Source organism: Comamonas halotolerans (assembly GCF_030162935.1).
Classification (GTDB): domain Bacteria; phylum Pseudomonadota; class Gammaproteobacteria; order Burkholderiales; family Burkholderiaceae_C; genus Comamonas; species Comamonas halotolerans.
The window spans coordinates 88,884-114,973 of record NZ_JASAUZ010000067.1; the positions used below are offsets into that span (position 1 = coordinate 88,884).

Genomic DNA, 26,090 nt, shown 5'->3' on the forward strand with positions numbered 1-26,090 from the left:
AAGCTGGGTTCAAGGCCGCGCTGGAACATGCCCGCGCCATGGGCTGGGACACGCGCTATGCTGCCATCGCCCGCAGGGCTGTTGAGCTACGCCAGGCCCTGCGCACCTTGCCCCACGTCACGCTGCAAGAGCACCCAGGCAATCCTGCAGAAAACGCGTTGGTCGCATTTTCGGTACAGGGCTTCAGCGCCCAGGAGGTGCAGCAGGCACTGCTGGAGCAAGGCATCTCTGTTGCCGTAAGTGGCATGGGCTACACCCCTCTGGACATGCAGGCTCGTGGCCTGGAAAGCGTGGTGCGCGCCTCGGTCAGCTGGCAGACCACATCGCATGAGATTGCAGCGCTGGCTGCCGCACTGCAAACCGTGCGCAAAACCAAGGCTTAGCCCCTCAGCAGATCCTGCGCTGTTACAGCACTTGCGCCCGAACCCAGCGCACAATCTCCCCTGCGGGCAAAGCACCTGAGATGCGGGCCACCTCGTTGCCATCTTCAAAAATGATCATGGTAGGGATGCTGCGCACGTTATAAGGGGCTGCCACATGCGGATAGGCCTCGGTATCGAGCTTTGCGAAACGTACTTGCGGCTCCAGCTGCTGTGCGGCCTGTGCAAAGGCTGGCGCCATCATGCGACACGGGCCACACCACGGCGCCCAGAAATCCACCACCACAGGCAAATGGCTGCGACCAACATGCTTGGCAAAGCTGTCCGCGTCCAGTTGCAACGGCTCACCTGTGAACAACGGCTGATGACAGCTGCCGCAGTTGGGCTCAGCGTTCAGATGTAGCTGCGCCACACGATTGGTTTTGTGACAGTGGGGGCAGACAACGTGCAGAGGTTCTTGGATGGTCATATGCGCAGCTTAAATACGATGTTTCAAGGTATGTGGCACCTAGGGGCGACATTGCAAGTCAGACAAACCCAATGTCCAAAGAATTCGCCACTGCTCGCGCAATCACGGAGCCCTGTTTCCAGCATTCACCATGGCAGCAACTGCTACAACAGCCATGCCACCAGCTTGATGCAACTGAACAGCAGCACCGTCACCAGCACCGCGCTGGCAAAAGGAATGAAAACCTCTCGCCCTAGCAGCCTGAAAGTGAAATCGCCCGGCAAACGGCCCAGTCCGATCTTGCGCAAGACTCCCGTGGTGCTGTTGATGAGCACCAGCAGGATAAAAATCAAGAACATCCAGCGAATCATGGGCGAGCAATAGAAAGTGCGAAGCTAAGAGGTAAAAGCGCTGCGCATCAACAGCGCCTGAATCATCAATGCCGCCATGCCATAGGCGGTGGCCAAGGCCCATTGCTGGGTCCACAACAAGGTCGCCGCAATCAGCACATCACCCAAGATGCTGACACAGCGATAGGTCCAGGGCCAGACACCCGGCTGCAAATGCCGGATGGAATCACCAAAGACACGCCGCACCTGCCATTGCAGCCAAAGCCTGCGCAAGAGGTGCGCCCAGGCGTTGACGGTGAATAGCAGTGTCAGCAAGCTGCCAAGCGCAAACGCTGTATCACGCGGCCAGAGGTACTCCGCCCACAATAAGAGCAGCAACAGCGAGTCCATCCCCACCGCCCAGGCCCATCGCGCAGCAGAAACTTTCAGCGTCACAGCGTTGGTGCTTGCGGCAGATTCCGACATAGGGCGAATGCAGGCTTACGGCTTACAGACGGTGGGTGCGATCACCCTGTGCAAAACCCAGTGCGTCCCAAGGCTCCACGCCCTTGCTCAGCCCAATCACCTTGAACAGCTCGCCCATCTCGTGTTCCAGCATGAGTTTCAGCGCCATGGCACGATCTGCGGCCCCCATGGCATCCAGCTTGGCCTGCAGACCACAGTTGATGAGAAAGTGCGCCTGCGTGGTGTAGCCCAGCACGTCCATGCCCGCATCCTGCGCGGCCACGGCGGTGCCGGTGAAATTGACGTGGGCGGTAATGTCTTTCAGCCCCACTTTGTCCAGCGGATTGCTGTCCACCTTGTGCTGGTAGTGGCAGACCATGGTTCCCATGTGGCGCTGCGGATGGTAGTACTCGGACTCGCCAAAGCCATAGTCGATCAGAAACACCGCGCCGCGCGTCAGATGTTCGCCCAGCGTACGCACAAAGGCTTCGCCTTGCTGATGGATCTCGGTTTCGTAGTCGTGCTCGCCTTCGATCTCCAGGGGGGGGCGCAAATCCGTGGGGCGATTGGCCCAGACCAGTTCACTCCCTTCCAGGGCTACACCACGCTCATGCCAGACACCTTGAACACGGGCCAGGATCTGCACCGGCATGGCGTCCAGAACCTCATTGCCCACAATCACGCCCTGCATTTGCGCAGGTAGTTCGTTAGCCCAGAAGACTTTCGGCGCGTGCGCCACCAGCTTCGCCTGCTGGCGCGCACGCAGCGTGCCAGAGAGGTCCACAATGGTGTAGCGTTCGATCTGCACACCAAGGCGCTGCAGCTCATCCAGAATTTGCAGGGCCAGGGCACCGGTTCCCGCGCCAAATTCCCAGACTTCCTGGGTGCCCGTCTTGGCCAGCGCCTCCGCAATCTGGACTGCCACGAGTTGACCGAAAGCCGGAGAAATCTCGGGCGCGGTCACAAAGTCACTGCCGGAATCAGGCAATGCGCCGAACTTGGCCGTGTCATTGGCGTAGTAGCCCAGCCCTGGCGTATACAGGGCCATGGCCATGAATTGGTCAAAACCAAGCCATCCACCTGCTTGGGCAATGGCCTTGTCGATGTGCGAACGCAATGCGCCCGTTAAAATTGTGGGTTCTGTCATCACCCCTGCATTGTCGTCGCTTGTGCAAGCCTGGTCCGAAAATTGGTCATGCTGGATTGAGCACCTTCAGGATGTGAACGACAAAACGCCTACCCAACGATACGCCGAAACCCGCGAGTACAGGCCACCAGCCCGTAGCACGCTCCTCTTTTTATGTCGTCTATTGCCTCTGGCCTCCGTACCATCGCACTGACAGGACTGCGCCTGAACGCACGTCTGGGCATTCTTGCCCACGAGCGCGAAGCGGCGCAGCCCATCCGGGTAGATGCCGAGCTGAACATGGGCTCCCAGCCCCTGCTCCCAGCCAGCGACGACATTGCCGAGGTTCTCGACTATCGGCTGGCGCGCAACGCCATTTTGGAAGTCTGCACCGCACGGCACACCGACTTGCTGGAACGTCTGACGGGCGAAGTGGCGCAACAGCTGCAAGCCTTGCCCGGCGTACTGGGTGTGCGGGTGAAGATTACAAAGCTAGAGATTTTTGACGACTGCGAAATAGCCATTCGCGTCGAAACTGGACAATGGTGAACCCCATGAACGCTGTGACTGAAAACCCCTGGATTGCCGAAGAAGCTGCCGATGCAGCACCCCAAGGCGAAGCATCCGCTGCCGAAGCCAAGCCCGGCAAGATCAAGATTGAGCGCGAACAGATCAAGCTCGAAAAGCGCCTGTGCCGCGAAGTGGGCCGTGCCATCATGGACTTCAACATGATTGAGGATGGCGACAAGATCATGGTCTGCATGTCGGGCGGCAAGGACAGCTACACCCTGCTGGATATCCTGCGCAAGCTGCAAAAGCGCGCGCCCGTGAAGTTCGAGATCGTGGCCGTCAATCTGGACCAGAAGCAGCCGGGCTTCCCCGACCATATCCTGCCCGAGTACTTCCAATCAATTGGCGTGGACTACCACATCGAAACACAGGACACCTACTCGGTGGTCAAACGCGTGATCCCCGAAGGCAAGACCACCTGTGGCCTGTGCTCGCGCCTGCGCCGCGCCATCCTGTATTCGGTGGCAGACCGCCTGGGTTGCACCAAGGTGGCACTGGGCCATCACCGCGACGACATCGTGCAGACGCTGATGCTCAACATGTTCTACGGTGGCCGCATGAAGGGCATGCCTCCCAAACTGGTATCCGACGATGGCAAGCATGTGGTGATCCGCCCCCTGTGCTACGTGCCCGAGAAAGATACGGCACGCTGGGCACAGTATCAGCAGTTCCCCATCATTCCCTGCAACCTGTGCGGCAGCCAGGATGGCTTGCAGCGCGTGGCGGTGGGCGACATGCTGCGCGAATGGGACAAGAAGTTCCCCGGACGCATCGAAAGCATGTTCCGCGCCATGGGCAACATCGTGACCACACACATGATGGATCCCCAACTGCACAACTTCAAGGACGCCAAGGCCACCGGCATTGCCGACCCCAATGGCGACATGGCGTTTGACCACGAAGAGCTGCCCACCGCGCCCACCCTGCCCGGTGGCGTTCAAGTGGTGCAAATCGGCTAAGCGCAAGACATTCCATTCAGCCCCGCCACGCGGGGCTTTTTACATTGGGCGACACGTGGTTGCTGTAGCCTCCTGCAAGCATTTGGAACTTGCTTGCCCTATGCTGTGTCTTACCGCCATTGCTGCCATGCTTGCCTTGTCAGCCCCAAGGGCTTGGTCTGCGTTCAACTAACAAAGCACTAGGAGTTTTCGCATGCAAACCCTCGCCACTTCCCGCCGCTGCATCATGGCGGCTCTGATTGGCACAGCTGCCGTTCTCGCAGGCTGCGCCAGCGGCCCGCGTGAAATCGCCAGCAATGTGCAAACCTACTCCAGCATGGCTGGCGTGCAGCTGCCCTCCAGTTACCGCATGGAAATTCTGCCTTCGCAGAGTCAGCAGCAAAGCTTTGCACGCATTGAGCAAGCTGCAGAAAAAGCGCTGCAACGCGTTGGTCTGACACGCGATCCGCGTCCTGATCTGGCGCGCTTGGTGGTGCAGGTTAGTGCCAGCGCCACGCAAGGCCGTGCCTACCACCCTGCCTATGACGACTGGTTCTACGGCCCGCGCTTTGGATGGGGCATGGGCTGGGGTGGACCACGCATGGGCTTTGGCATGCACTGGATGGATGCACCACCCATGGTCTATTACCGCGGTGTGAAACTGGTCATGCGCGACCAGAAAACGCAAAAAATCGTCTACGAAACCTCTGCCGCCTATGACGAAGTCTGGATGGATGACAACGTGATCTGGAACATCTTGTTTGATGCCGCTTTGACAGATTTTCCCAACCCCACCCAAGGCAACCGCACAGTGCGCACCACGCTCACTCCCCTGCCGAAGCAAACGACGCCGCCCCCTGCTGCGGCAAGCACTGCTTCCAGCGCCACGCCGGTCACGTCTACTGCCCCGGCACCCCGTTAAGCACATTCGCTGGGAGAAGATACGGCCCAGGTGTTTTCAAATCGCTACATTTTTGCGTCTGCTACAGGCCTATGCTGGCGCATGTCCACGACATACTCTGTGCATATGAAAAAACATACTTCTTGGCTGTGCGCCATGCTCCTTGGCTCCGCCCTTGCTCTGGCAGGCTGCGTGACCCAGCCTACACAAACCAGCGCAAGCAATGCTGCGTCCACCAGCACCACCACTGCTGCCAATGGCTCATTGGCTAGTGCCGCAGGCAGTCTGATGTCTTCGCTGGGCGTTCCAGCCGCAGGTACTGCCAGCAATGCAGCGGGAGTATTGACCTACTGCGCCAAAAACAATCTGCTCAATCCCGACAAAGCCACGCAGATGGCAGACCAGTTGCTTGGCAGTCTGGGCTTGCCAACCACCCAGGGCAGCACGGCTGCTGCGCCCACGCAGGATCAGGGCTACTTGAACGGTATAGCCGGCATGGTGGTCTCTCCAAACGGAGAACTCTTCAGCCTGGACCAGATCAAGGGCAACGTCAAAGACAAGGCCTGTGACTTTATTCTGAACAACGCCAAGTCCTTCCTCTGACGGCAAGCGGCTTCGCCGCAGCTCCACCCCGTCAAGGCCTGCCACACCCGCTGTGGCGGGCCTTTTTGTTACTCCAGCTTTGCAAATCCCTACATTTGCCCACGTCCACCATGGCGGCTGACATGCTAAGTTGCAGCCCATGTCCAAACAAGGAGAGCGCATGAGACATTGGATCAACATCGCCGTGCTGGCGGCCACCGTGAGCAGCATCAGCTGGAGCGCCCATGCCAGTAGCTGGGGTGATGCTTTGCGCGAGCAAGCATCACAACTGAGTGGCAACCATAGCGCAAGCGACAGTGGCAGCACTGCATTGGGCAGTCTGCTGGGTGGCGGTAGCGGCAGCACCTCTGCTGGAGGGCTACTGTCTTCGCTGGGCGTACCTGCTTCAGGCACTGCCAGCAATGCAGCCGGTGTCCTCACATACTGCATGAAGAACAACTATCTGAACGCCAACAAGGCGGAAGCGGTGAAAGAACAGTTGCTGGGCAAGCTGGGCGTGGGCACGCAAAAACAAGAGGCTTCCCAAGACCAAGGCTATCTCAGCGGCCTTGCAGGCATGATCACCGGCAGCAACGGCCAAAGTTTCAGCATGGACAAACTCAAGGGCGACCTGAAGGAAAAGGCCTGCGACTTTGTGCTGGACAACGCCAAATCCCTGCTCTGAAATCGCTGAGTCTTGAATCGCTGCACCACGCCATGCCACGATCACGTTCGCCGCTAGAAATTGCCGCAGGCAAGCTGATCGGCGCGATTCAAAAAGAATGGGTGGCGCAAGCTGGTGAGCCCGAAGCGCCACACAGCGAGCAAGTGATGGACCTCGCCCACGAGCTGCTGCAAGTGGCCTGCCGTGAGGGCAACCTCACTGCGGTACTGCGTGGTCAAAACCTTGCGGACTATCTAGGCGCTGCCTGGGTGCAGGACCACCCGGCAGTGCTCCCCCATATCGCCCGGCTGCAAGCCCTGTGCCAGCCAAGCACGCATTGCTAAGACGCTGACAGACTAGGCATCTGCAGCGACCTCAGGCCACCACGCACCATCTTTGCGCTGCATGCGCGGGCAGTCCAGAGCGCCAACGACCGCAATGGCGCTGCCATCACTGCGCAGCAGTTGCTGGCGCCACTGCGTGCCTTGTCGCATGGCCACAGCAATGGCGCTGATGTGTGCGCCACAACGCTGCAGCAGCTTCAGCCCAGAGACCATGGTCGTGCCGGAGCTGACTGCATCGTCCACCACCAAAACACGCTTTCCCGCCAGCAATGCCAGTTGGTTGGGATCCACATAAAGCAGCTTGCCTTTGCCTGGCGTGGTGATGGAGCTGACTGGCTCAGACAATGCCTCGCGGTACCAGTACTTGCGCGAATAGCCCAGCGGCACATAGCGGCTGTGGCCCAAGGCTTTGGCCACCAGCGGCGCAAATGCCAAACCGAGCGTGGGCAGGCCCACCACCACATCAAAGTCATAGGCCTTGGCTGCTTGGGCCATGTGCAGCGCCAAGGTATCAACCACCTCCATGGATGCCTGATTGGCAATCAGCGAAGCCACACAGCGCTCGGGCTGCGCAGGCATGCCGCGCAGCGGCAGCACCAGATAACGGCCATCAGGCAGGCGTGCCGGATAGCTGCGCGCATAGGGAGGCTGGGTGGACTGAGTGAGTTCGGCTTCGGTAACGATGCGCTGCCAGTAGTCGGTCGTGGCATCAAAGCCGGGCAGGTTCTGCCCGGAAAGGTCAATAGCAGTCATGCAATAGGGTTCACTGTGTCAGGCAGCGTGCGCTGCCTCGTGCCTTCAAATCTTCAGATAACTTTGGGCCAGCTTGACCCAGTAGCTGGCTGTCACAGGCAACAGATTGTCGTTGAAATCATAGGCCGCGTTGTGCACCATGCAGCCACCTTCGCCCATGCCGTTGCCCACAATAAAGTAATTGCCGGGCACCTCATTGAGCATGATGGCGAAGTCGTCACTGGCTTGCAAAGGCTGCAAATCGGGAATCATCCACGCATCACCTAAAAACTCGCGGGCCACACCGACAGCAAACTCCGTCGCAGCCGGGTCGTTCATCACTGGCGGGTAGCGCCAGATGTAGTTGACTTGTGCAGTCGCGCGATGCACGGCCGCCTGCGCATGGGCCATGGCCGTGATGCGTTCGCGCAGCAGTTCACGCACCTGAGGGCAGCGTGCCCGGATGGTCAGACGCAGCTCGCAGGTCTCAGGAATCACATTGGGCGCGTCACCGGCATGGATGGCGCCGATGGTGACCACTGCCATGTCATTGGGGTCCACCTCTCGTGAACGAATGGTTTGCAGCGCCAGCACCAGATGAGAGGCCACAACAATGGGGTCTACCGCCACATGTGGCATGGCGCCATGGCCGCCCTTGCCCCGAATGGTGATGATGGCCGTGTCGGAGCTGGAATACATTACCCCGGAGCGAAAGCCAAAGTGGCCTGCGGGGTAGCCTGGCTCATTGTGAAAGGCGTAGAGTGCATCGCAGGGAAACAGCTTGAACAAGCCCTGCTCCACCATCTTCTGGGCGCCACCATGACCTTCTTCGGCTGGCTGAAAAATCAGATGCAGCGTGCCCTGCAACTGCGCTTTGTGCTGTACCAGCGCCTTGGCAGCCGCCAGCAACGTGGCAGTGTGGCCGTCATGCCCGCAAGCGTGCATCTTCCCCACGTGCTGGCTGGCATAAGGCAGACCTGTGGTTTCATGGATGGGCAATGCATCCATATCGGCCCGCAAGCCCAGGCGAGGCCCTTCGCCGCAGCGCAGGGTTCCCACCACACCGGTGTCGCCCAGCCCACGGTGCACCTCATAGCCCCACTCCTGCAGCTTGCGCGCCACGATGTCACCGGTACGGTGCTCTTCATAGGCCAGTTCCGGATGGGCATGCAAATCGTGGCGGATGGACAGCATCTCCGCAGCCAGGGCCGCCACCTCAGGCAATACAGGTGGATCAATCAAGGCATGAACGGGGTTCAGCGGTGCGGGCAAGGCCATGGAACTCACTCCTGCTCAATCTTGGCGGATTGCACAATCGCAGCGTAGCTGGCTTTTTCTTTCTTCAGGAATTGCGCAAAATCACCCAGCGTAATCTGGCCGGGCGTAGCGCCACCGTCTTTGAGACGCTGCTGCACCTCGGGCTGCTGCAACACCGCGCCCAACTCTGTTGCCAGACGTTGCACCACAGCTGTGGGTGTGCCTTTGGGCGCAAAAAGTCCCGTCCAGGTGTTGATTTCCAGACCCTTCAGAACGTGGGTTTCCGAGAAAGTTGGCACCTTGGCGATCGAGTCAATACGCTGCGCAGAAGTCACGCCCAAAGCATGCAGCTTGCCCTGATTGACCAAGGGCGTCGCACTGGTCGTGACCATATAGCCGGTATCCACCTGGCCGCCCATCACATCGTTGGTGATTTGCGCACCGCCTCTGTAAGGCACGTGCACCATCTTCACTCCAGCACGTTCTTGCACCATTTCCATGGCCAGGTGCAGCACCGTGCCCACGCCCGATGAGCCATAGGTGATCTTTCCGGGTTGTGCCTTGGCCAGATCAATCAACTCCTGCATGTTTTGCGCAGGCAGGCCTGGGCGCGCCATGAGCACCACAGGAGCAACACTGACCAGCCCAATAGGCATCAAATCCTTTTCGGCATCGTATTTGACCGCTTTGTTGACCAACTGCGCCACACTCACCGGACCATCAAAACCCATCACCAGGGTATAGCCATCAGGTTTGGCTGCAATCGCCTTGCTCACGCCGAGCACACCGCCTGCGCCAGGTGCGTTATCAATCACCACGGTCTGACCCAGACGCTCCGACAGCTTCTGCCCAATCAGGCGCGACTGAAAGTCCACATTCCCCCCTGCGCTGAATGGAACAATCAGCGTGATGGGCTTGAGCTGGGGCCATGCTCCGCCTGCAGCCCAAGCGGTGGAGGTTGCAGCAACAGAAGCGAGGGCCACCACAGCGGTGGAAATCAAGGTGCGTCGAAGCATGGTGAAAAGCAGTATGTGAGCAAAAAATCACAGGCCGCTACATGCAACCTGCACGGGGAAAACCCTTGGATTGTGGCATGCAGCCGCACGGACAGACTGCGCAGAAACCACATCGCAACACCTGCGCAACAAAGCGGCCTCCACATTCATCACTGACTTGAAGGTCAAGACTTTTATCAGCCCAAACCATACTGTTAACTCTCCGGTGCACTGCTACGGCTTTTAGTGACACCGCTGTATTTCGCATAAAACGCCATGCCCCTCTCTGGGCTTGCTGCCTTGGCAACGCCAGATAGCAGGTATCTGTGATCTGTGACCACCTGGCCCGCACACGTCAATGTCCTTCTTGGCTTTCCCCATTACTGGATCTGTCTCCGCTAATAAGTCATTGGTAAATACCCAACAGAAAAAATGACTGTTGCAGGCGCAAGCTCAGTCCACTCAACACCCTTGTCCCACGAGGCCTACCAACAGCAGCGTTACATTCACGCTCTATGTCTGCGCCTCGCTCCTCCTCATTCGTTCCGGTACTGGCCCTTCTGGGCTCCATCGCATTTTTATGTACCGGCACGTCATGGGCCAAGCATGAACTGTTTCCCACCATCGGCGCGCAAGGCACCACGGCTTTGCGCATCGGTTTTTCCGCCATGCTCATGTCCCTGTTCTGGCGCCCTTGGAATGCACAACTGATAAGATCCGACTGGCGCTCCATTACACTGTACGGTGGCACGCTGGGCGTGATGTGCCTGTTTTTTTATATGTCACTGCGCACGCTGCCATTCGGCATTGCTGTTGCGATTGAATTTACCGGACCGCTCACCGTGGCCATTTGGTCCTCACGCCGCTCACTGGACTATCTGTGGATTGCCTTGGCCATGACCGGTCTGGGCCTGCTGCTGCCCTTGGGGCACGATCTACACACACTCGATCCTGTCGGAATTGCCTGGGCCGCATTAGGTGGAACCGGATGGGGGTGCTACATCATTTTTGGTAAACGCATGGGACATTTGCCCATCAGTGTCTCCGCCCCGCTGGGTGCTGCCATGGCGGCCTTGGTCGTTGCTCCAGTCGGTATTGCCCATGCTGGCAGCGCGCTGCTCTCCCCGTCCGTTCTGCTCACTGGTCTGGGTGTAGCCCTGGTGTCGAGCGCCATCCCCATCTCTTTGGAGCTATTTGCACTCAAACATCTGCCCAAAAACGTCTTTGGCACCATGACCAGCATGGAGCCTGCTGTTGCCGCATTGTTGGCTTTGCTGCTGTTGGGAGAGGTATTAAGCTTCACCCAGTGCGTGGCAATTGCACTCATCATGTCGGCATCCATCGGCTGTGCGATCACGGCACAGGCGCGGCGGATAAAGCCTGTGCCAATTGCTTCAGGATCTGAAGGAAAAAGCGTAGCTGGAGGCGTTTGATACGTCTACCCTAAAGGCAGAAAAGGCCTGGATCCTCTTTGTGGGTTTCAAGCCTTTTTTCTTGGGCAGCCTGTTGGAGTTGCAGCTGGCTTCTGTCAACCAGACCTTCACAGCAATGACAGCGTCGCTGCTGACAAACACCAAACAAGCGTCCCAAGCACCTGGAAAACAAAAAAGACTCATGATCTAGACCGTGAGCCTTGCAATAAATCAAAGATTTGGAGCTGGCTTTTTAAAAGCAGCGCAACCCAAGCAGCCAAACAACTACCCGGCATCGTCATCAGATCACGACGGCGGAACGGATCGCAGATATTGGAACAGTGCCTCACTGGCTGCCTGTGAACATGAAATACGCCAATACACACGCTGCCAGTGCCACGATCAGTTTGGCAATCCATGGTGTGACCAGCCAAGCTCCCAGCGCCGTAACCACACGCCCCCAGACATGGGGAGACTGCAAAGCGGACTATGTTGGCGGCTGCGACTGCAAGGGATAGCCGCAGCCAGGGCAAGAGCTGGCATATGTGGAGACTTCGCGACCACATTCCGGGTATTGCACCAAAGCCATCTCAGCACCTCTCGCGTTCGTTTCTGCCTCACTGCGGCCCAGGCAAGCCAATGAGAATCTGCACACGCCGGTTCTGCTGGCGCCCCTCCGGGTTGACCTGCCCGTCAGGCATGGTGTGGGGTGCAATCGGCTGGTGCTTGCCCAAACCTTCGGTCTTCACCAATCTGCCCGTTTTGCTTTGCAGCACCTGTGCAACCGCTTGCGCAGGGCGCAGGGCGTTGTTGCATGAAAACTGGCCCGTCCGTTATAGGCTTGCTACATGAGTCAGCTCTGTCAGCGCCGTTATCGCATCACGAACTGGAAACAGTACAACGCCTGCCTCAAAGCCGGTGGCTTGTTGACGGTGTGGCTGGATAAGCGCATATGCCGGGTTGCTGCATGCAAGCACTTAGGACGAAGCATCTGTAAACGCAGGATTGGTTACCACCGGGGATGTTTGGTGGAAACCCAAATGAGCTGCATCAAACTATTGGGCAAGCGCGTGATGACTCGAACCTTTGAAGGCCGAGTCAACGAACTGCATATCCAGGCAGCCCTATTGAATTGTTTTACTGAACTAGGCCGCCCTCAGACAGCTTCCGAGGCATAGTCATGGCCTGGGTTTGGGGTCGCTCGCCACAAACTCGCTTGATGCAACAACTCCCTTCCAGACAAAAAAAAACCCTTGGCTAGCCAGGTGGCGGGTGCGTAATGCGGGGCAATGGCGCTTTGACTGACTTGCGAAATACCAGCCTTGGCCAAAACAAATACCCCTGTGCCCAGCCCACATACAGAAAAGGCCTGAAACCTCACACGATTTCAGACCTTTCTTTTGCATCCCAAATGCATTAAATGCATTCAATGCACGTGCGCTATATCTGGAATTGCTGCCATCAAGTCCTTGGTGTATGGATGCTGCGGATCATCCAGCACACCCTGCGCTTCGCCCACTTCCACCAGCCTGCCACGCTGCATCACACCAATGTCGTCACACATATGGCGGATCACCGCGAGGTTGTGGCTGATGAGCAGATAGGTCAGGCCAAACTCGTCCTGCAAATCCCGCATCAAATTCAACACCTGGGCCTGCACGGACACGTCCAGGGCCGACGTGGGCTCGTCACAGATGATGAACTCGGGCTTGCTGGCCAAAGCACGCGCTACGGCTATGCGCTGACGCTGGCCGCCCGAAAATTGGTGCGGGTACTTTTTGGCATCGTCGGGCTTCATGCGCACACGGCGCAAGGCTTCCTGCACACGCTCGGCGGTTTCGGCTGCCCCAGAGGTCAGGCCCAGCACCACCAAGGGCTCCGCAATCAGCTGCTCCACCGTCCATCGCGGATTCAAACTGGCATACGGGTCCTGGAAAATCATCTGAAAACGACGCCGCATGGCCACGGTCTGAGCCGCAGGACTCCACTTGTCCACACCATCGAACAAGATCGAGCCACTCGTGGGGGGCGTCAAGCCAGCCACCATGCGCGCCACAGTAGATTTGCCCGAGCCAGACTCGCCCACCAGGCCAAAGGTCGTCCCTTTGCGGATGTCGAAGCTCACATGGTCAGCCGCCTTGAGGATTTTCTTTTCCTCACGCGCCAGCACACGGGCCAGCCATCCGCTGGAAAGATCGTAGTCCTTGCACAGGTCTTTGACTTCCAGCAGCGGACGTGCCTGCGCAGCCTCCGGCGAAGTTGGCTTGGCCGTCCATGGCACAGCCTTGGCAACCGGGCCACCGCCGACCTCTGGAACCGGCAGGCGCTCCACACGAAGGTGCACGCTGGGAATGGCGGCCATCAGGACTTGTGTGTAGGGGTCACGCGGTGCATCCAGCACCTGGCGCACCGCGCCGGTTTCCAGTACCCGCCCTTGGTACATCACCATGACGCGGTCGGCCGTCTCCGCAATCACGCCCATGTCGTGCGTGATCAGCATGGCTGCAGCCCCCCGCTCCTTGCAGACCTTGCGCAGCAAGGCAATGATCTGCGCCTGCACTGAAACATCCAGCGCCGTGGTGGGCTCATCGGCAATGATGAGCTCCGGCTCCGCACACAGCGCCAGGGCAATGGCCACGCGCTGACGCATGCCGCCCGAAAACTGGTGCGGATACTGGCTCATGCGCTCCTTGGCGTGTGGAATCTCCACCTCTTCCAGCAGCGCCAGGGCGCGGGCTTCGGCATGTTTTTCACTCACCGTCAAGTGCGTGCGAATGGTTTCCACCAAATGATCGCCCACGGTGTAAACCGGGTTCAAGCTGGTGAGCGGGTCCTGAAAGATGGTGCCAATGCGCTTGCCGCGAATGCGGCGCAGATCCTCACCCTGCAGTTGATCGATGCGCTCGCCGCGCAATTCCACGGTGCCACTGGAGATGCGGCCGGGTGCTTCAATCAATCCGGTGACGGCAGAACCGGTCATGGATTTGCCTGCCCCCGACTCTCCCACTACACCCAGAATTTCGCCCGGGTAGATGTCGAAGGACACGTTGTGCAGCACGTGCACCGGGCCTTTGTAGGTATCGAACGTGACGCTGAGGTCTCGCACGCGCAAAACGGGTACTGCTGCAGGTGCATCACCGGCAGGCACGGTAGAAAGTGTGTCTGTGGTCATGTTCATTGCAGCTTGGGGTTCAAAGCGTCGCGCAACCAGTCGCCGACGAGGTTCACGGACAGTGCCAGTGCCAGCAGCACCAGCGAAGGGAAAAGCAAGATCCACCACTCGCCCGAGAACAGGAAACTCTGGCCAATGCGGATCAAGGTACCCAGCGATGGCGCAGTGGGCGGCAAGCCCACACCCAGGTACGACAGCGTCGATTCAGCCACGATGGCATGCGCAAAGCTGATAGTGGCAATCACCAGAATGGGCGCCAACATATTGGGCAGGATGTGCTTGGTGAGAATGGCAGTTTTGCTGCGGCCAATGAGCTGGGCTGCCAGCACGTAGTCTTTTTGCTTTTCCACCATGACGGCACCGCGCACCGTGCGTGCATATTGCACCCAGTCGGACAGACCAATGGCCACGATGATGACGAACACCGCCATATCATCCCGGTAGCCCTCAGGCAACACGCCGCGCGCAATGCCGAAGATCAGCAATGCCACCAGAATCACCGGGAAAGTCAGTTGCACGTCGGCAATGCGCATGAGCAGCGTGTCGAACCAGCCGCCGGCATAACCCGCAATCAGACCCAGCGGCACACCGATGATGAGCGACAGCGCCACGGCGGCCACCCCCACGAACACCGACATGCGCAGGCCATAGAGGATGGCAGAGTACACATCGCGGCCTTGGTCGTCTGCGCCCAGGGGGTAGAACATTTCGCCCATGCCCTGGCTCCAGGGCGGGGTGAATGCATCCATCAAGTCCAGATTGCCCGGATCGAAGGGATTGTGCAGCGCCAGCAAGGGCGCAAAGATGGTGGCCAGCACCAGCAGGGCCAGTACCGCTGTCGCCACTTGCACCAGGCGCGATTTGGCAAACGCCCGTTTGACAGGGGAATCGCTGGCCTTCCAGCCAGTCGGCAGTGGTGCCGAAGGTTTCACAGCATCAGTCATTGCAGCCCCCTTATTTCTTTCGCAGGCGGGGGTCCACCAGCACATACAAAAAGTCCACCAGCAGGTTGATCACCACGTACAGCAACGCAATGAACATCAGGTAGGCTGCAATCAAAGGCACGTCCACCCCCTGCACCGAGGAGATGAACAACAATCCGACACCGGGCCACTGGAACACGGTTTCCGTGACGATGGCAAAAGCAATCAGTGAGCCAATTTGCAGGCCTGCGATGGTGATGACAGGAATCAGCGTGTTGCGCAGTGCATGCCCGAAATACAGGCTTTTCTCATGCAGGCCACGGGCACGGCCAAAGCGGATGTAGTCCGAGCGCAGCACTTCCAGCATCTCGGCACGCACCAGGCGCATGATCAGCGTCATGTTGTAAAAACCCAGGGTGATGGCCGGCATGATCAGCGCTGCCCAGCCAGAGGTTGTGAGAAAGCCGGTTTCCCAGCCACCGACAGTCACGGTTTCTCCCCGACCAAACGATGGCAGCCAGCGCAGCTCCACCGCAAACAGATAAATCAGGCCAATGCCAATCAGAAAGGTAGGCAGCGACACGCCGACCAGAGACACCGTCATGATGGCGCGGCTGAGCCATCCGTCCTTGCGGATGGCCGTGTAAACACCCAGCACCACGCCTATCAGCAATGCCAGCACAGCGGCCGTCATGGCCAGCTCCAGTGTGGCCGGCAAACGCTCGGCGATCACATCGGCCACAGGGCGTTTGAGGCGGTAGGAGATACCCAGATCCCCCTGCAACACCTTGCCCACATAGGACAGGTATTGCAGCGGCACGGGTTTGTTAAAGCCCAGCTCTTCCACCAGCGCTGTGCGCTCCTCCAGCGTGGCGTCTTCGCCTAACAAACTGATGGTGGGATCACCGATATGGCGAAACACCATAAACGAAACAAGCGAGACGGCCAGCAGCACCAGGACTGACTGGCCCAGTCTGCGCAGCAGATGGACCAGCATGGTTTTACTTCGCGTTCTTGTTGATCTTCACGTCCTTGAAATGCACCACGTTATCGGGGTGCACAGGAACGTTGATGGATTTGACCGAAGCGAAGTGAATCACCTGGTCGTGCAGCGGAATGTAGAAACGCTCTTTTTGCACCACCTGCCAGATGTCCTTGATCGTGGCGTTGCGCTTGGACACATCGCTTTCGGACGAAAGCGAGATGATCTTTGCATCCAGGTCTGGGTTGCTGTAGTGCGTGGCGTTCTGCGCGCCGCGCCCTTCCTTGCCACGTGTGGCCACCAGGAAGTCAAAGATATAAGCGGAATCGTAGGTTGGCACGCCCCAGCCATACAGGTAGAAGTCACTGTCGGCATTCACGATGGACACGCTGTGCTGCGCAATGGGGCGCGAGGACACTTCGGTCTTGATGCCAATGCGGCCCAGGAAGCCTGCAATCGCGGTGCTGATCGCTTCGTCGTTCACATAACGGTCATTGGGTGTGTGCAAGGTAATGGTGAAGCCGTCAGCATAGCCCGCTTCCTTGAGCAAGGCTTTTGCCTTGTTCACATCCGCCTTTTTGTACACCCCCATCTCTTTGGCATAGCCGTTCACAAAAGACGGTGCCATCACACCCGAAGGGTTGGACAGCCCGCGCATGACCGAGCGCTTGATGGCATCGCGGTCAATCGCCAGCTCGATCGCTTCACGCACCTTGGGATCGGCCAGCGGATTCTTGCCCTTGATGTTGGAAGACTTGAGTTCGGCGGCACCAACATTCAGGCCCAGGAAGATGGAGCGGTTTTCTGGCCCTTCATTGATGCGCAGCTTGCTGTCTTGCTTCAGGCGCGCCACGTCTTGTGCTGGAATGTCCTGAGCAAAATCCACTTCACCGGACAGCAGCGCAGCCACACGCGTAGCGGGTGACTTGATGGGCAGATACACCAGCTCGGTCACCTGACCTGCCACCTTGCCCTTGCCCCAATAGTTGGGGTTTTGCTTCATCACGGTCCTGCTGTCCACTTCACGTGTCGCCAGCGTGAACGCGCCCGTGCCATTCACTGCGCGTGTAGCACCGTTTTCGGTCTTGCTGGTGGCGTCCTGTGTTTCCAGCGCGCCATTGGCCTTGGCCCACTCTTCATTCATGATGAAGATGTTGGTCAGGTTGTTCGGAAAAATCGGATTCGGACCTTTGGTCTTGACATGCACGGTCAGGTCATCAACCGCTTTGATCGTATCCACCGATGCCAGCAGTGACTTCACCTGCGCATTGGGGCCCTTGGCACGGTTGAGCGAAAACACCACATCCTTGGCGGTCAGCGCCTTGCCATCGTGAAACTTCACATCAGGCCGGATCTTGAAAACCCACACGGTGGGGTCGCCCTCCAGCAGCTTCCATTCGGTGGCCAGCAGGGGCACCAGCTTGCCATCGTTGGTACGGTTCACCAAGGTTTCATACATCTGGTGCATCAACACAAAGTTGGTGCCAGTGTTGAATACGTGCGGATCCAGCGTGGTCACATCAGCAGAACGTGCCCAGCGCACGGTTTCGGCTTGTGCCAGTGCGGCGGAAGTCAAAAGGCCTGCGGCCAGCATGGCGGTGCCAATGGTTTTCAAGATCATGTTGTCTCCAGAAATGAGGTTAGATTGACGGTATGCCATGAGCTGCCAGTGGGCAGCTCTAGGGTTAGGCCTAGGAAGCAAAAAATGCACCTGTAATCACCTACCGTCTGTCGCTTTTTTTGTAATACGCTCATCTTTATAGCGAAACACTCCCAACGTCACGCAATAAGCTTATGGGTTTCTGTGTTTTCACGCCAAAAATCTTGTGCAACGGCTTCAGGCAAGGTATGTGCAGATGTCCGACAATGGAGGGCTTGCTGCTGCGCTGCCATACATGCGCGCAACCTGCTTGCTTTGTTTTGACTCTGGGCGCTGACCCCGCCCGTTTGCCGCATGCTCGCTACACGCATCGTCGCCATCCGTCATGGCGAAACCTCATGGAATGTTGACGCCCGTATCCAGGGCCACCTGGATATTCCGCTCAATGACATTGGCTTATGGCAGGCACAGCGCGCCAGCGCAGCTTTGGCCGACGAGCACTTTGACGCCATCTACAGCAGCGACCTTCAGCGCGCACTGCACACCGCACAAGCACTAGGCAGCGCCACAGGATGCACCGTACAACCCGACGCTGGCTTGCGCGAACGCTGCTTTGGCAGCTTTGAAGGCCGCACCTTCAAAGAAATTGAGGCAGAGCAGCCCGAGCAGGCACTGCGCTGGCGCAAGCGCGACCCCGATTTTGTGCCCGATGACGGAGGCGAGTCCCTTCATATGCTGCGTGGCCGCATCCAGCACACCGTAGACCGCCTGGCTTCGAAGCATGTCGGTGGACAGATTGCGCTGGTGGCACACGGCGGCGTGATGGACATCTTGTACCGCTTGGCCACGCACCAAGACTTGCAGGCTGCTCGCACCTGGGAGCTGGGCAATGCTGCCATCAACCGTCTGCTCTGGACCCCTGATGGCCTGTCCTTGGTGGGCTGGGGTGACGTGGCGCACCTGCAAGCACCGACACGCGACGAATTTGTGAGCTAGCTGCAAAACACCATCACAAGAATGCACCTTTCTGGCTACAGAGCACCAGCCATGCAATTGACTTGCATCATGCGTTTTTCGTGTATCGATCTGCGAAAAGCTTCGTAGCCAGAGACTGCCTGAGTTTTTAGCATGACCTCCAACCAGCCCCTCAACTGTTTGGAGACATGCCATGACTGCTACCGCAATTGCTTCTGCAACCACCACTCACGTCCACCTGGACATTACCCCACTTGCAGGGCGCATTGGCGCTCGTATTGATGGTGTTCGCTTGGGAGGTGACCTGGACCATGCCACCTTCACCGCCATTCACCAGGCCTTGCTCCAACACCGCGTGCTGTTCTTTCGCAATCAGCAGCATTTAGACGACGCCAGTCACCAAGCCTTTGGTCGTTTGTTTGGCGAAATTGAGGCGCACCCCACAGTGCCCGCTCCTGAAGGCACTGCATTCCTGGAACTGAACTCCCAGCACGGCGGGCGTGCTGACTCCTGGCACACCGACGTCACGTTCAAAGCTGCCTTTCCCAAGGCCTGTGTTTTGCGCGCCATCACGCTTCCCTCTTATGGGGGAGACACGGTGTGGTCCAGCACAGTGGCCGGCTATGAAAGCCTGCCAGGCTCGCTCAAGCTCTTAGCAGAGCAGTTGTGGGCTGTACACGGCAACGACTACGACTATGCGGAAAGCTTCCGCCATGCACACGCCAGCAACCAAGAAATCACTGGACGTGAGGCATACCGAAAAACCTTCACCCGCCAGTTGATCGAGGCAGAGCACCCTCTGGTGCATATTCATCCCGAAACGGGTGAGAAGGCGCTACTGCTGGGGCACTTTGCCAAACACATAAAAGGTCTGCGCACCCAAGAGGCTGCCGCCCTGCTGCAAATTTTCAACGACCGCATCAACCGGTTGGAAAACACGGTGCGCTGGCAATGGCAAGAAGGCGATGTCGCACTATGGGACAACCGCAGCACCCAACACTACGCCATCAATGATTATGGCGATGCCCATCGCGTCATGCGTCGCGTCACCATCTCGGGGGACCGCGCTGTTGCCGTAGATGGACGCCGCAGTGTAGAGCGCACAACACAAGCTGCTTGAAGCGCCCTCACCTCACTGCATGGTCAGCCATATGCGTTGGTCACGCCCGCCCTATTTGCAGGTCCCCGAGCATTTTTCTTCTTTCACTTTCCCATCGTGCGCAGCCCAGCGCTTCCTATGACAAAAACAACATACACCCTCGAAAACGGCGTGCTGCTGCCCCGACGTCGCTTACTCACCAGTGTGCTGGGACTGGGCGCTGCCAGCCTCGGATTTCCGGCGCTGGCACTGTCCAAGCCCCTGAAAGGCATCACGCTCAACACCTCGTTGTTCACCACCGCCTATTCCAAACTTCTACGCCCCTGGATTAGCGAGTTTGAAGAAGCCACTGGGGCCACCATCAATTTTGATACGCCCTCATTTGCGGTTTACAACCAGCGCACGGACCTGGAGTTGTCTACCCATGGCGCATCCCTGGATGCAGTGAATGTGACATTCATCTATTCCAGCCGCTGGATCAACTCGGGCTGGCTACAGCCGCTCGATGACTTCATCAGCGCCCCCCAGCTCACGCCCACTGACTACGACATCAACGACTTCTTGCCCGGCGCACTGGCCCCTGAGCGGGGCTCCGACGGCAAGCTCTACGGCATTCCATGGACGGCAGAAACCACTCTTACCGCAGCCAGCCGCTTTGATGTTCTGCGCGAACAAGGTTTGAGCTTTCCAGACACCACCGATGCGTTACTGCAAGCCGCACAGCAGCTTAATCGCAAAGAACGTGCTTCAGGCTTTGTGACCGACAACCACTACGGCTGGTCCTTCCCGCCGTTTCTGCACGCTTTTGGGGGTGACATCTTCCGCAATGCCCCGCATGACCTATACCCCACGTTAGACACCCCTGAAGCAATTGCCGCGGCCGACTATTTTGCACACTTGCTGCGTGAATTCGGGCCGGACGGCGTAGTCTCTTTCACCCCAGACCAATCGTTGCAATCCCTCAAGGCTGGGCGCAGCCACTTGGGTGTACAAGGGCAGATTTATCTGTCTCAGCTGGCCGACCGTACTTCCAGCAAAGTGGCCGGCACAGCCGCCTGGGGCCTGATTCCCAAAGGACCTGCCGGACGCTTTCCCGGAGTGGCTGTTCATGGCTGGGGCATTCCCGTGGGCAGCAAAAACAAAGAAGCCGCATGGCAATTCATACGCTGGGCCACCTCCAAAGCCACGCTGCAACGCGCCGTGGCCGCCGGTTATGGATCGCCTACCCGCCGCTCTGACATCGCTTCACAGGCATACGCCCAACGCCAGCGTGCCAATGGTTTCGACATTGGCAAACTGGTGTCCCAATCCATTGACCTGGCGGGCAGGCAAGGCCATATGAAATACCGCACCGTGGCCGTATATCCGCAGGTGGATCAGCAAATCAACAAGGCGATTGAACTGATTGCCACCGGTCAGCGCACTGCAGAACAGGCCATGAAGCAAGCCCAGATCGCCAGCATTGCCGAGCTGAAACGTGCAGGTATCAAGCTCTAAGCACCAGCAGGAGACCGCCGCATGCCGCCAACCGCCTCGCTGTCCGTCAGCACCTGGAGCACCCCTGGCACGACAGCCTCCGCTGGGCAGCCTGCGCCATCGCCCATCACGCCACATAGGCTGAGTTGGCAAGCACGCAAAGCGCGGGCATGGTGCTGTGGCCTCACACCCGCACTGCTGGTGCTGGGTGCCATCACCTTATTGCCCCTGCTGACACTGCTGAGCGTCAGTCTGACGCCGCTGAGTCTAACCAGCCCAAAAGAGAGTTTTCATTTCTCAGAACCCCTGGGCAACTTCATCCATTTGCTGCGCGATGACCGCTTTCTCAACTCTCTGCTGGTGCAAGCCAAGTTGTCCATCTCAGGGGTAAGCATGCAATTGCTCATCGGCTTGGGACTGGCTTTGCTGCTCAACACATCCACTCATACCTCTCACAGCGTGCGCACGGCATTGCTGATACCCATGGTGCTACCGCCGATTGTGGTGGCGCTGGTGTGGAAAATCATCTATACGCCAGACATCAGCCCAGTCCACGCATTACTTGAACAATGGGGCTGGCCACTGCGCTCGCTCATCACCAACCCTGACACAGCCTTGTGGGCGCTGGTGGTGGCAGACACCTGGCAATGGTTTCCCTTCACCATGTTGATGGTGCTGGCACAGCTTCAAATGGTTCCGCGTGACCCACTGGATGCCGCTCGCATGGATGGTGCCAGCCGCTGGCAGGTGTTCCGTTTCATTGTGCTGCCCTATCTGCAGCAAACACTGGTGGTGTGCGCGCTGTTCCGCCTGATTGACAGCTTCAAGGCCTTCCCGCTGCTGTACATCCTCACTCAGGGTGGTCCAGGCACAGTCACCGAAGTCACCAACTACTACGGCTTCATCCAAGCTTTCAACTTCTCATACTGGGGCTATGGCAGTGCCATTGCTGTGGTGATGCTGATGGGCGTGCTAGCTCTGAGCTGGTTGATCACCCGTTGGAGCATCCAGGGAGAAAGTCATGCTCGCTAAGTCCTTGCTCCTGCCCTTGTCTATCCGAGATACGGCCGCTTGGCTGGTCTTGGTGGTGGTGTTGCTACCTTTCGCGTGGATGGTGCTGATGGCCTTTCGCCCAACCGAATCAGCATTGGACGTGACCCTCACGTTCACCCCCACCTTTGATGCATTTGTCAGTCTATGGCGTGAGGGTTTCTGGAAACCACTGAGCAACAGCTTGCTGACCAGCGTGTTGTCTACCACCTTGTCGCTGTTAATTGGTGTTCCAGCCGCCTATGCGCTCTCACGCTGGCGCTTCAAAGCCCGCAAGCACATTGCTTTGTGGATTTTATGCACCCGCATGGCCCCGCCCATTGCCTTCACCATTCCCTTCTTTCTCGCGTTTCGCTGGGTAGGCCTACTCGATACCGTCACAGGTTTGGTGCTGGTCTATCTCACATTCAACTTGGCCATCGTGATCTGGATGATGCAAGGCTTCTTCGATGCAATCCCCACCGCTTTGGAAGAAGCTGCCTGGCTGGACGGTTGCAGCATCTGGCAAGCGTTTTGGCATATCACCCTGCCACTCACAAGACCGGGCTTGGTGGCTACCGCTGTGCTGTGCTTCATCTTCTCGTGGAGCGACTTTTTCTACGCACTGATTCTCACGCGCACCCAGGCCATCACGGCACCTGTGGCCATCGTCAACTTCCTGCAATACGACGGCTGGGAGTGGACCAAGATTGCAGCTGCCGGCACCTTGGTCACGCTGCCCGTTGTAGGGTTCACCATTGTGGTTCGCAAATACTTGGTCCACGGCCTGACCGCCGGGGGCGTGAAGGACTAACGCCATGGCATCTATTTCCTTGCACCATATTCACAAAAGCTACCAAGGCCACGCGGTGTTGCACGGCGTTACGCTTGACATTCAAGATGGAGAATTCATCGCCTTGGTCGGACCTTCTGGCTGCGGCAAGTCCACCTTGCTGCGTGTTTTGGCGGGGTTGGAAGAGATTGACAGCGGCCAGCTCCATGTGGGCACGCACAACATCACGCATGAGCCACCTCAGTCACGCAATATGTCCATGGTGTTTCAAAACTACGCGCTCTATCCCCACATGAGCGTTGCCAGCAACTTGGGCTTTGCGCTCCAATTGCAAAAAGTAGCATCTGCCGATATTGCACAACGTGTGCAAGAAGTAGCGAACATCCTGGGCTTGCAAGACTTGCTGCAGCGCCGCCCGGCCCAGCTTTCGGGTGGGCAGCGCCAGCGCGTAGCCATGGGTCGCGCCATCATCCGCCAGCCTCAGGCTTTTTTGTTTGATGAGCCTCTATCCAATCTGGATGCACAGTTGCGCGTGGAAATGCGTGCCGAAATCAAGGCCCTGCACCAGCGCTTGGGCACCACCACGATCTACGTCACCCACGACCAAATTGAGGCCATGACCATGGCGGATCGCATCGTAGTGCTGCGCGATGGTCACATTGAACAGGTCGGGACACCGTTAGAGTTGTACGACCGCCCTGCCAATGCCTTTGTGGCGCAGTTCATTGGTTCACCGTCCATGAACCTGATTGCTGCACGCGTGCACAATCGCACGCACCAGGTCCGTACTGACGATGGGCTGGAGCTGGCCCTGCCTGTCAGCCTGGAATTACCCTCCGGCCAAGACCTGCTGCTGGGCATACGCCCTGAGCACATTCAGCTGCGCCCCTCGGCCGCCGACAGCGCAGTCCTGCAATCCGAAGCACTGGTGGTGGAGCCCACCGGAACTGACACACAGATCATTGCGCAATGTGGGCTCCTGCGCCTGACAACCTTATCGCATGAGCGCTTGCCCATCACTCCCGGTAACCCGCTCAAGCTGCATGTACCTACCGAGCATCTGCACGTTTTTGATGCCCGCAGCGGAGCACGGTTGCACTAATCGCCATCAGCAAAAAAAGCGGACAGCACCTTTTAGCCATACCTTTTGATAAGGCAGGCTCGGCAATGGTTTCACGCTTAACTGCGTGCGTAAGTCGCTGTAAACGAAGCCTTTGCAATGGTATTGGCATTGATCATGAATCCGCCAATCGCCGTGGTAGCGTCATCCGGTATATCCAGCTTGGGGACCGATAGCGCATGCACTGTGAAGATGTAGCGGTGTGGTTTGTCGCCGGGTGGTGGGCACATGCCACCCCAGGCAAAAATACCGTAGTCATTGCGCATCTGGCGCGCACCCGCAGGCAGATTGGCATTGCCTTTGGCGCCAGCATCGGCTGCCAGCTCCGTGATATGGGCTGGCAAATCAATCACCATCCAGTGCCACCAGCCCGAGCCTGTGGGCGCATCGGGGTCGTACACGGTCACGGCAAAGCTTTGCGTGCCTTCAGGGGCACCGCTCCATTGCAGCACTGGTGAGGCATTGGCACCACCGCAGCCAAACATATCAGACTCAAACACGGAAGCAATGCTGCTGTCCGCAGCAATATCAGGGCTGTGTAAACGGAATGCGGTCATGGCGAGGACTCCTTCTCAATAACAAGCGATCAAGTATGCCTTCTGCGCTGCCTGATAGCCAACTGCACCAGACTCCAATAGATAGATTTCAACCCAATATTGAGAATGGATCGCATTTAAACTAATCCGCTTCGATGTTTCTGGATCTGCCATGCCTGCCCCAATATCCTCCGTTTGCCTATCGACCGCCCGACGCCACTGGATGATCAGTGCCTTGGCCGCTCCCAGCCTTGGCTTGCTGGGATGCAGCACCGCAGCGCTGACACTGCAGGAACGCGCAAGCACACTGAGGCACCCCTGGCAGATGCCCGGAGTACACAGTTTTGATATGCCGGCAACCCCGCTACCTGGATCCTCCAGCACACGCCAGCACCGCGTGATGGTGTACGTCCCCCAGGGGCCTGCCCCTCAAACGGGCTGGCCTGTGATCTATGTGCTTGACGGCAACCTCATGTTTGCACCACTGGCTCAACTGATCCACAACCGGGGTGCACGCGGAGTGGAAACACGTGGCCCCAGTGCCATTGTGGTAGGCCTCGGTCATGCACTGCCTGTGGACAGCGTTGAAGTGCATGATCGCGCAGCACGCACCTATGACTACACCCCGCCTTTTGATGGAGTGGCGCCCGACAGCCAGGGGCGCGCACAAGGAGGTGCCGATGCGTTTCTGGATTGGATGTCCGGGCAGTTGCAGCCCCGGCTTCAAGCCCAGCTTCCCATCAATCCCCAACAACGAACCCTGGTAGGCCACTCCTATGGCGGCTTGTGCACCTTGCACACGCTGTTCACGCGCCCAGCCATGTTCCAGCGTTATGTAGCTGCCAGTCCATCTCTGTGGTGGGGCAATGGCATGCTGCTGGACGAAGCCGTGCAGTTCATGCGCCGCCATCATGCCTCCCCCTTGCCTCACAAAGTCAACGTCTATGTCAGCCAGGGGAGCCTGGAGATGGGGCAACCCAGAGGCCCGCAACCACGTGCAGCGGTGCAGGCAGAGCGAGAGGCTTCCGCCCGAAAAGCACAGCAGCGTGCGCAACAACACGGGCTGCACTCGCTCGCAGAGTTGTCTCAGGCTTTGAACAGCATGGACCAGCTCAGCAGCCAGCACGATGTATGGCCTGGCGCCAACCATGGCGGCACCCAGATGTTTGCCTGCATGCAAGCAGCGCGGATAGGCATTTTCTCGGAGCTCTGAGCCGACACCCTCCAGCGCTGAAGATCCGA

29 protein-coding genes and 1 pseudogene are annotated in these 26,090 nt (G+C 58.3%); 16 read left to right on the forward strand and 14 right to left on the reverse strand.

What is annotated here, in order from left to right:
- Window positions 1-38: 38 nt before the first annotated feature.
- Window positions 39-383 (forward strand): aminotransferase class V-fold PLP-dependent enzyme, encoded by a 345-nt coding sequence (locus QEP11_RS17055; protein WP_284337850.1) that lies wholly within the window; start codon window positions 39-41, stop codon window positions 381-383.
- Window positions 384-405: 22 nt separating this feature from the next.
- On the opposite strand, the gene trxC is transcribed toward QEP11_RS17055, so the two are convergent.
- The 4 genes from trxC to QEP11_RS17075 all read right to left on the reverse strand — a co-directional run bounded on the left by trxC (window position 406) and on the right by QEP11_RS17075 (window position 2,769).
- Window positions 406-849, reverse strand: a complete 444-nt coding sequence (trxC, locus tag QEP11_RS17060) for a thioredoxin TrxC (RefSeq protein ID WP_413788747.1) — start codon at window positions 847-849, stop codon at window positions 406-408.
- A gap of 143 nt (window positions 850-992) precedes the next feature.
- On the reverse strand, window positions 993-1,199 hold the full coding sequence (locus QEP11_RS17065) for a DUF2905 family protein (protein ID WP_284337851.1): 207 nt from the start codon (window positions 1,197-1,199) through the stop codon (window positions 993-995).
- Between the two features lie 24 nt (window positions 1,200-1,223).
- Window positions 1,224-1,643: a hypothetical protein gene (locus QEP11_RS17070; protein WP_284337852.1), complete on the reverse strand. Its 420-nt coding sequence runs from the start codon at window positions 1,641-1,643 to the stop codon at window positions 1,224-1,226.
- Window positions 1,644-1,665: 22 nt separating this feature from the next.
- Window positions 1,666-2,769 carry a class I SAM-dependent methyltransferase gene (locus tag QEP11_RS17075; RefSeq protein WP_284337853.1) on the reverse strand — a complete coding sequence of 368 codons (1,104 nt, stop codon included), beginning with the start codon at window positions 2,767-2,769 and terminating at the stop codon, window positions 1,666-1,668.
- Between the two features lie 153 nt (window positions 2,770-2,922).
- On the opposite strand from QEP11_RS17075, the gene QEP11_RS17080 reads away from it, so the two are divergent.
- The 6 genes from QEP11_RS17080 to QEP11_RS17105 all read left to right on the forward strand — a co-directional run bounded on the left by QEP11_RS17080 (window position 2,923) and on the right by QEP11_RS17105 (window position 6,747).
- On the forward strand, window positions 2,923-3,297 hold the full coding sequence (locus QEP11_RS17080; protein ID WP_284337854.1) for a dihydroneopterin aldolase: 375 nt from the start codon (window positions 2,923-2,925) through the stop codon (window positions 3,295-3,297).
- Window positions 3,291-4,277: a tRNA 2-thiocytidine(32) synthetase TtcA gene (gene ttcA, locus QEP11_RS17085; RefSeq protein WP_284337855.1), complete on the forward strand. Its 987-nt coding sequence runs from the start codon at window positions 3,291-3,293 to the stop codon at window positions 4,275-4,277. The genes QEP11_RS17080 and ttcA overlap by 7 nt, the downstream gene beginning before the upstream one ends.
- A gap of 193 nt (window positions 4,278-4,470) precedes the next feature.
- Window positions 4,471-5,178, forward strand: coding sequence for a DUF4136 domain-containing protein (locus QEP11_RS17090; RefSeq protein WP_284337856.1), 708 nt, complete (start codon window positions 4,471-4,473; stop codon window positions 5,176-5,178).
- A gap of 171 nt (window positions 5,179-5,349) precedes the next feature.
- Complete coding sequence (locus QEP11_RS17095; RefSeq protein ID WP_284337857.1) at window positions 5,350-5,760, forward strand: DUF2501 domain-containing protein; 411 nt, start codon at window positions 5,350-5,352, stop codon at window positions 5,758-5,760.
- Window positions 5,761-5,920: 160 nt separating this feature from the next.
- Window positions 5,921-6,424, forward strand: coding sequence for a YjjA family protein (locus QEP11_RS17100; RefSeq protein ID WP_284337858.1), 504 nt, complete (start codon window positions 5,921-5,923; stop codon window positions 6,422-6,424).
- 32 nt (window positions 6,425-6,456) lie between these two features.
- Window positions 6,457-6,747, forward strand: coding sequence for a hypothetical protein (locus tag QEP11_RS17105; protein WP_284337859.1), 291 nt, complete (start codon window positions 6,457-6,459; stop codon window positions 6,745-6,747).
- A 12-nt stretch (window positions 6,748-6,759) separates the two neighbouring features.
- Here the strand turns inward: QEP11_RS17105 and QEP11_RS17110 are convergent, their stop codons facing one another.
- The 3 genes from QEP11_RS17110 to QEP11_RS17120 are packed head-to-tail and all read right to left on the reverse strand — an operon-like array spanning window position 6,760 to window position 9,752.
- Window positions 6,760-7,500, reverse strand: a complete 741-nt coding sequence (locus QEP11_RS17110) for a phosphoribosyltransferase (RefSeq protein ID WP_284337860.1) — start codon at window positions 7,498-7,500, stop codon at window positions 6,760-6,762.
- A 45-nt stretch (window positions 7,501-7,545) separates the two neighbouring features.
- Entirely contained in the window at window positions 7,546-8,757 is a 1,212-nt protein-coding gene (locus tag QEP11_RS17115) for a M20 aminoacylase family protein (RefSeq protein ID WP_284337861.1), read from the reverse strand.
- 5 nt (window positions 8,758-8,762) lie between these two features.
- Window positions 8,763-9,752, reverse strand: coding sequence for a Bug family tripartite tricarboxylate transporter substrate binding protein (locus QEP11_RS17120; RefSeq protein ID WP_284337862.1), 990 nt, complete (start codon window positions 9,750-9,752; stop codon window positions 8,763-8,765).
- Window positions 9,753-10,246: 494 nt separating this feature from the next.
- On the opposite strand from QEP11_RS17120, the gene QEP11_RS17125 reads away from it, so the two are divergent.
- Window positions 10,247-11,164, forward strand: coding sequence for an EamA family transporter (locus QEP11_RS17125; RefSeq protein WP_284337863.1), 918 nt, complete (start codon window positions 10,247-10,249; stop codon window positions 11,162-11,164).
- Window positions 11,165-11,489: 325 nt separating this feature from the next.
- Here the strand turns inward: QEP11_RS17125 and QEP11_RS17130 are convergent, their stop codons facing one another.
- Window positions 11,490-11,624, reverse strand: coding sequence for a hypothetical protein (locus QEP11_RS17130; RefSeq protein WP_284337864.1), 135 nt, complete (start codon window positions 11,622-11,624; stop codon window positions 11,490-11,492).
- A 136-nt stretch (window positions 11,625-11,760) separates the two neighbouring features.
- Entirely contained in the window at window positions 11,761-11,895 is a 135-nt protein-coding gene (locus QEP11_RS17135; protein ID WP_284337865.1) for an OmpA family protein, read from the reverse strand.
- 213 nt (window positions 11,896-12,108) lie between these two features.
- Between QEP11_RS17135 and QEP11_RS17140 the strand changes: the two are divergent.
- A pseudogene (locus QEP11_RS17140) lies at window positions 12,109-12,321 on the forward strand (IS5/IS1182 family transposase); the annotation flags it as partial.
- A gap of 248 nt (window positions 12,322-12,569) precedes the next feature.
- Here QEP11_RS17140 and QEP11_RS17145 read toward each other — a convergent pair.
- Genes QEP11_RS17145 through QEP11_RS17160 form a run of 4 tightly spaced genes read right to left on the reverse strand, consistent with a single transcriptional unit; the run spans window position 12,570 to window position 17,841 of the window.
- Complete coding sequence (locus QEP11_RS17145) at window positions 12,570-14,315, reverse strand: ABC transporter ATP-binding protein (RefSeq protein ID WP_284337866.1); 1,746 nt, start codon at window positions 14,313-14,315, stop codon at window positions 12,570-12,572.
- Between the two features lie 2 nt (window positions 14,316-14,317).
- Window positions 14,318-15,259 carry an ABC transporter permease gene (locus tag QEP11_RS17150; RefSeq protein WP_284337867.1) on the reverse strand — a complete coding sequence of 314 codons (942 nt, stop codon included), beginning with the start codon at window positions 15,257-15,259 and terminating at the stop codon, window positions 14,318-14,320.
- A 10-nt stretch (window positions 15,260-15,269) separates the two neighbouring features.
- Window positions 15,270-16,235: an ABC transporter permease gene (locus QEP11_RS17155; RefSeq protein WP_284337868.1), complete on the reverse strand. Its 966-nt coding sequence runs from the start codon at window positions 16,233-16,235 to the stop codon at window positions 15,270-15,272.
- 4 nt (window positions 16,236-16,239) lie between these two features.
- A complete protein-coding gene (locus QEP11_RS17160; protein ID WP_284337869.1) occupies window positions 16,240-17,841 on the reverse strand; it encodes an ABC transporter substrate-binding protein in 1,602 nt (533 codons plus the stop codon).
- 333 nt (window positions 17,842-18,174) lie between these two features.
- On the opposite strand from QEP11_RS17160, the gene QEP11_RS17165 reads away from it, so the two are divergent.
- The 6 genes from QEP11_RS17165 (at window position 18,175) to QEP11_RS17190 (ending at window position 24,294) form a co-directional block, all read left to right on the forward strand.
- Complete coding sequence (locus QEP11_RS17165) at window positions 18,175-18,816, forward strand: histidine phosphatase family protein (RefSeq protein ID WP_284337870.1); 642 nt, start codon at window positions 18,175-18,177, stop codon at window positions 18,814-18,816.
- 172 nt (window positions 18,817-18,988) lie between these two features.
- Entirely contained in the window at window positions 18,989-19,915 is a 927-nt protein-coding gene (locus QEP11_RS17170; RefSeq protein WP_284337871.1) for a TauD/TfdA dioxygenase family protein, read from the forward strand.
- A gap of 117 nt (window positions 19,916-20,032) precedes the next feature.
- Window positions 20,033-21,391, forward strand: coding sequence for an ABC transporter substrate-binding protein (locus tag QEP11_RS17175; RefSeq protein WP_284337872.1), 1,359 nt, complete (start codon window positions 20,033-20,035; stop codon window positions 21,389-21,391).
- 21 nt (window positions 21,392-21,412) lie between these two features.
- Window positions 21,413-22,402: a carbohydrate ABC transporter permease gene (locus tag QEP11_RS17180; RefSeq protein WP_284337873.1), complete on the forward strand. Its 990-nt coding sequence runs from the start codon at window positions 21,413-21,415 to the stop codon at window positions 22,400-22,402.
- Window positions 22,392-23,213, forward strand: coding sequence for a carbohydrate ABC transporter permease (locus tag QEP11_RS17185; RefSeq protein WP_284337874.1), 822 nt, complete (start codon window positions 22,392-22,394; stop codon window positions 23,211-23,213). Before QEP11_RS17180 ends, QEP11_RS17185 begins: the two co-directional genes overlap by 11 nt.
- A gap of 4 nt (window positions 23,214-23,217) precedes the next feature.
- Window positions 23,218-24,294, forward strand: a complete 1,077-nt coding sequence (locus tag QEP11_RS17190; protein WP_284337875.1) for an ABC transporter ATP-binding protein — start codon at window positions 23,218-23,220, stop codon at window positions 24,292-24,294.
- A 77-nt stretch (window positions 24,295-24,371) separates the two neighbouring features.
- On the opposite strand, the gene QEP11_RS17195 is transcribed toward QEP11_RS17190, so the two are convergent.
- Window positions 24,372-24,869 carry a YbhB/YbcL family Raf kinase inhibitor-like protein gene (locus tag QEP11_RS17195; RefSeq protein ID WP_284337876.1) on the reverse strand — a complete coding sequence of 166 codons (498 nt, stop codon included), beginning with the start codon at window positions 24,867-24,869 and terminating at the stop codon, window positions 24,372-24,374.
- Between the two features lie 151 nt (window positions 24,870-25,020).
- Here QEP11_RS17195 and QEP11_RS17200 point away from each other — a divergent pair, with 151 nt between their 5' ends.
- Window positions 25,021-26,061 (forward strand): alpha/beta hydrolase, encoded by a 1,041-nt coding sequence (locus QEP11_RS17200; RefSeq protein ID WP_284337877.1) that lies wholly within the window; start codon window positions 25,021-25,023, stop codon window positions 26,059-26,061.
- Window positions 26,062-26,090 lie beyond the last annotated feature (29 nt).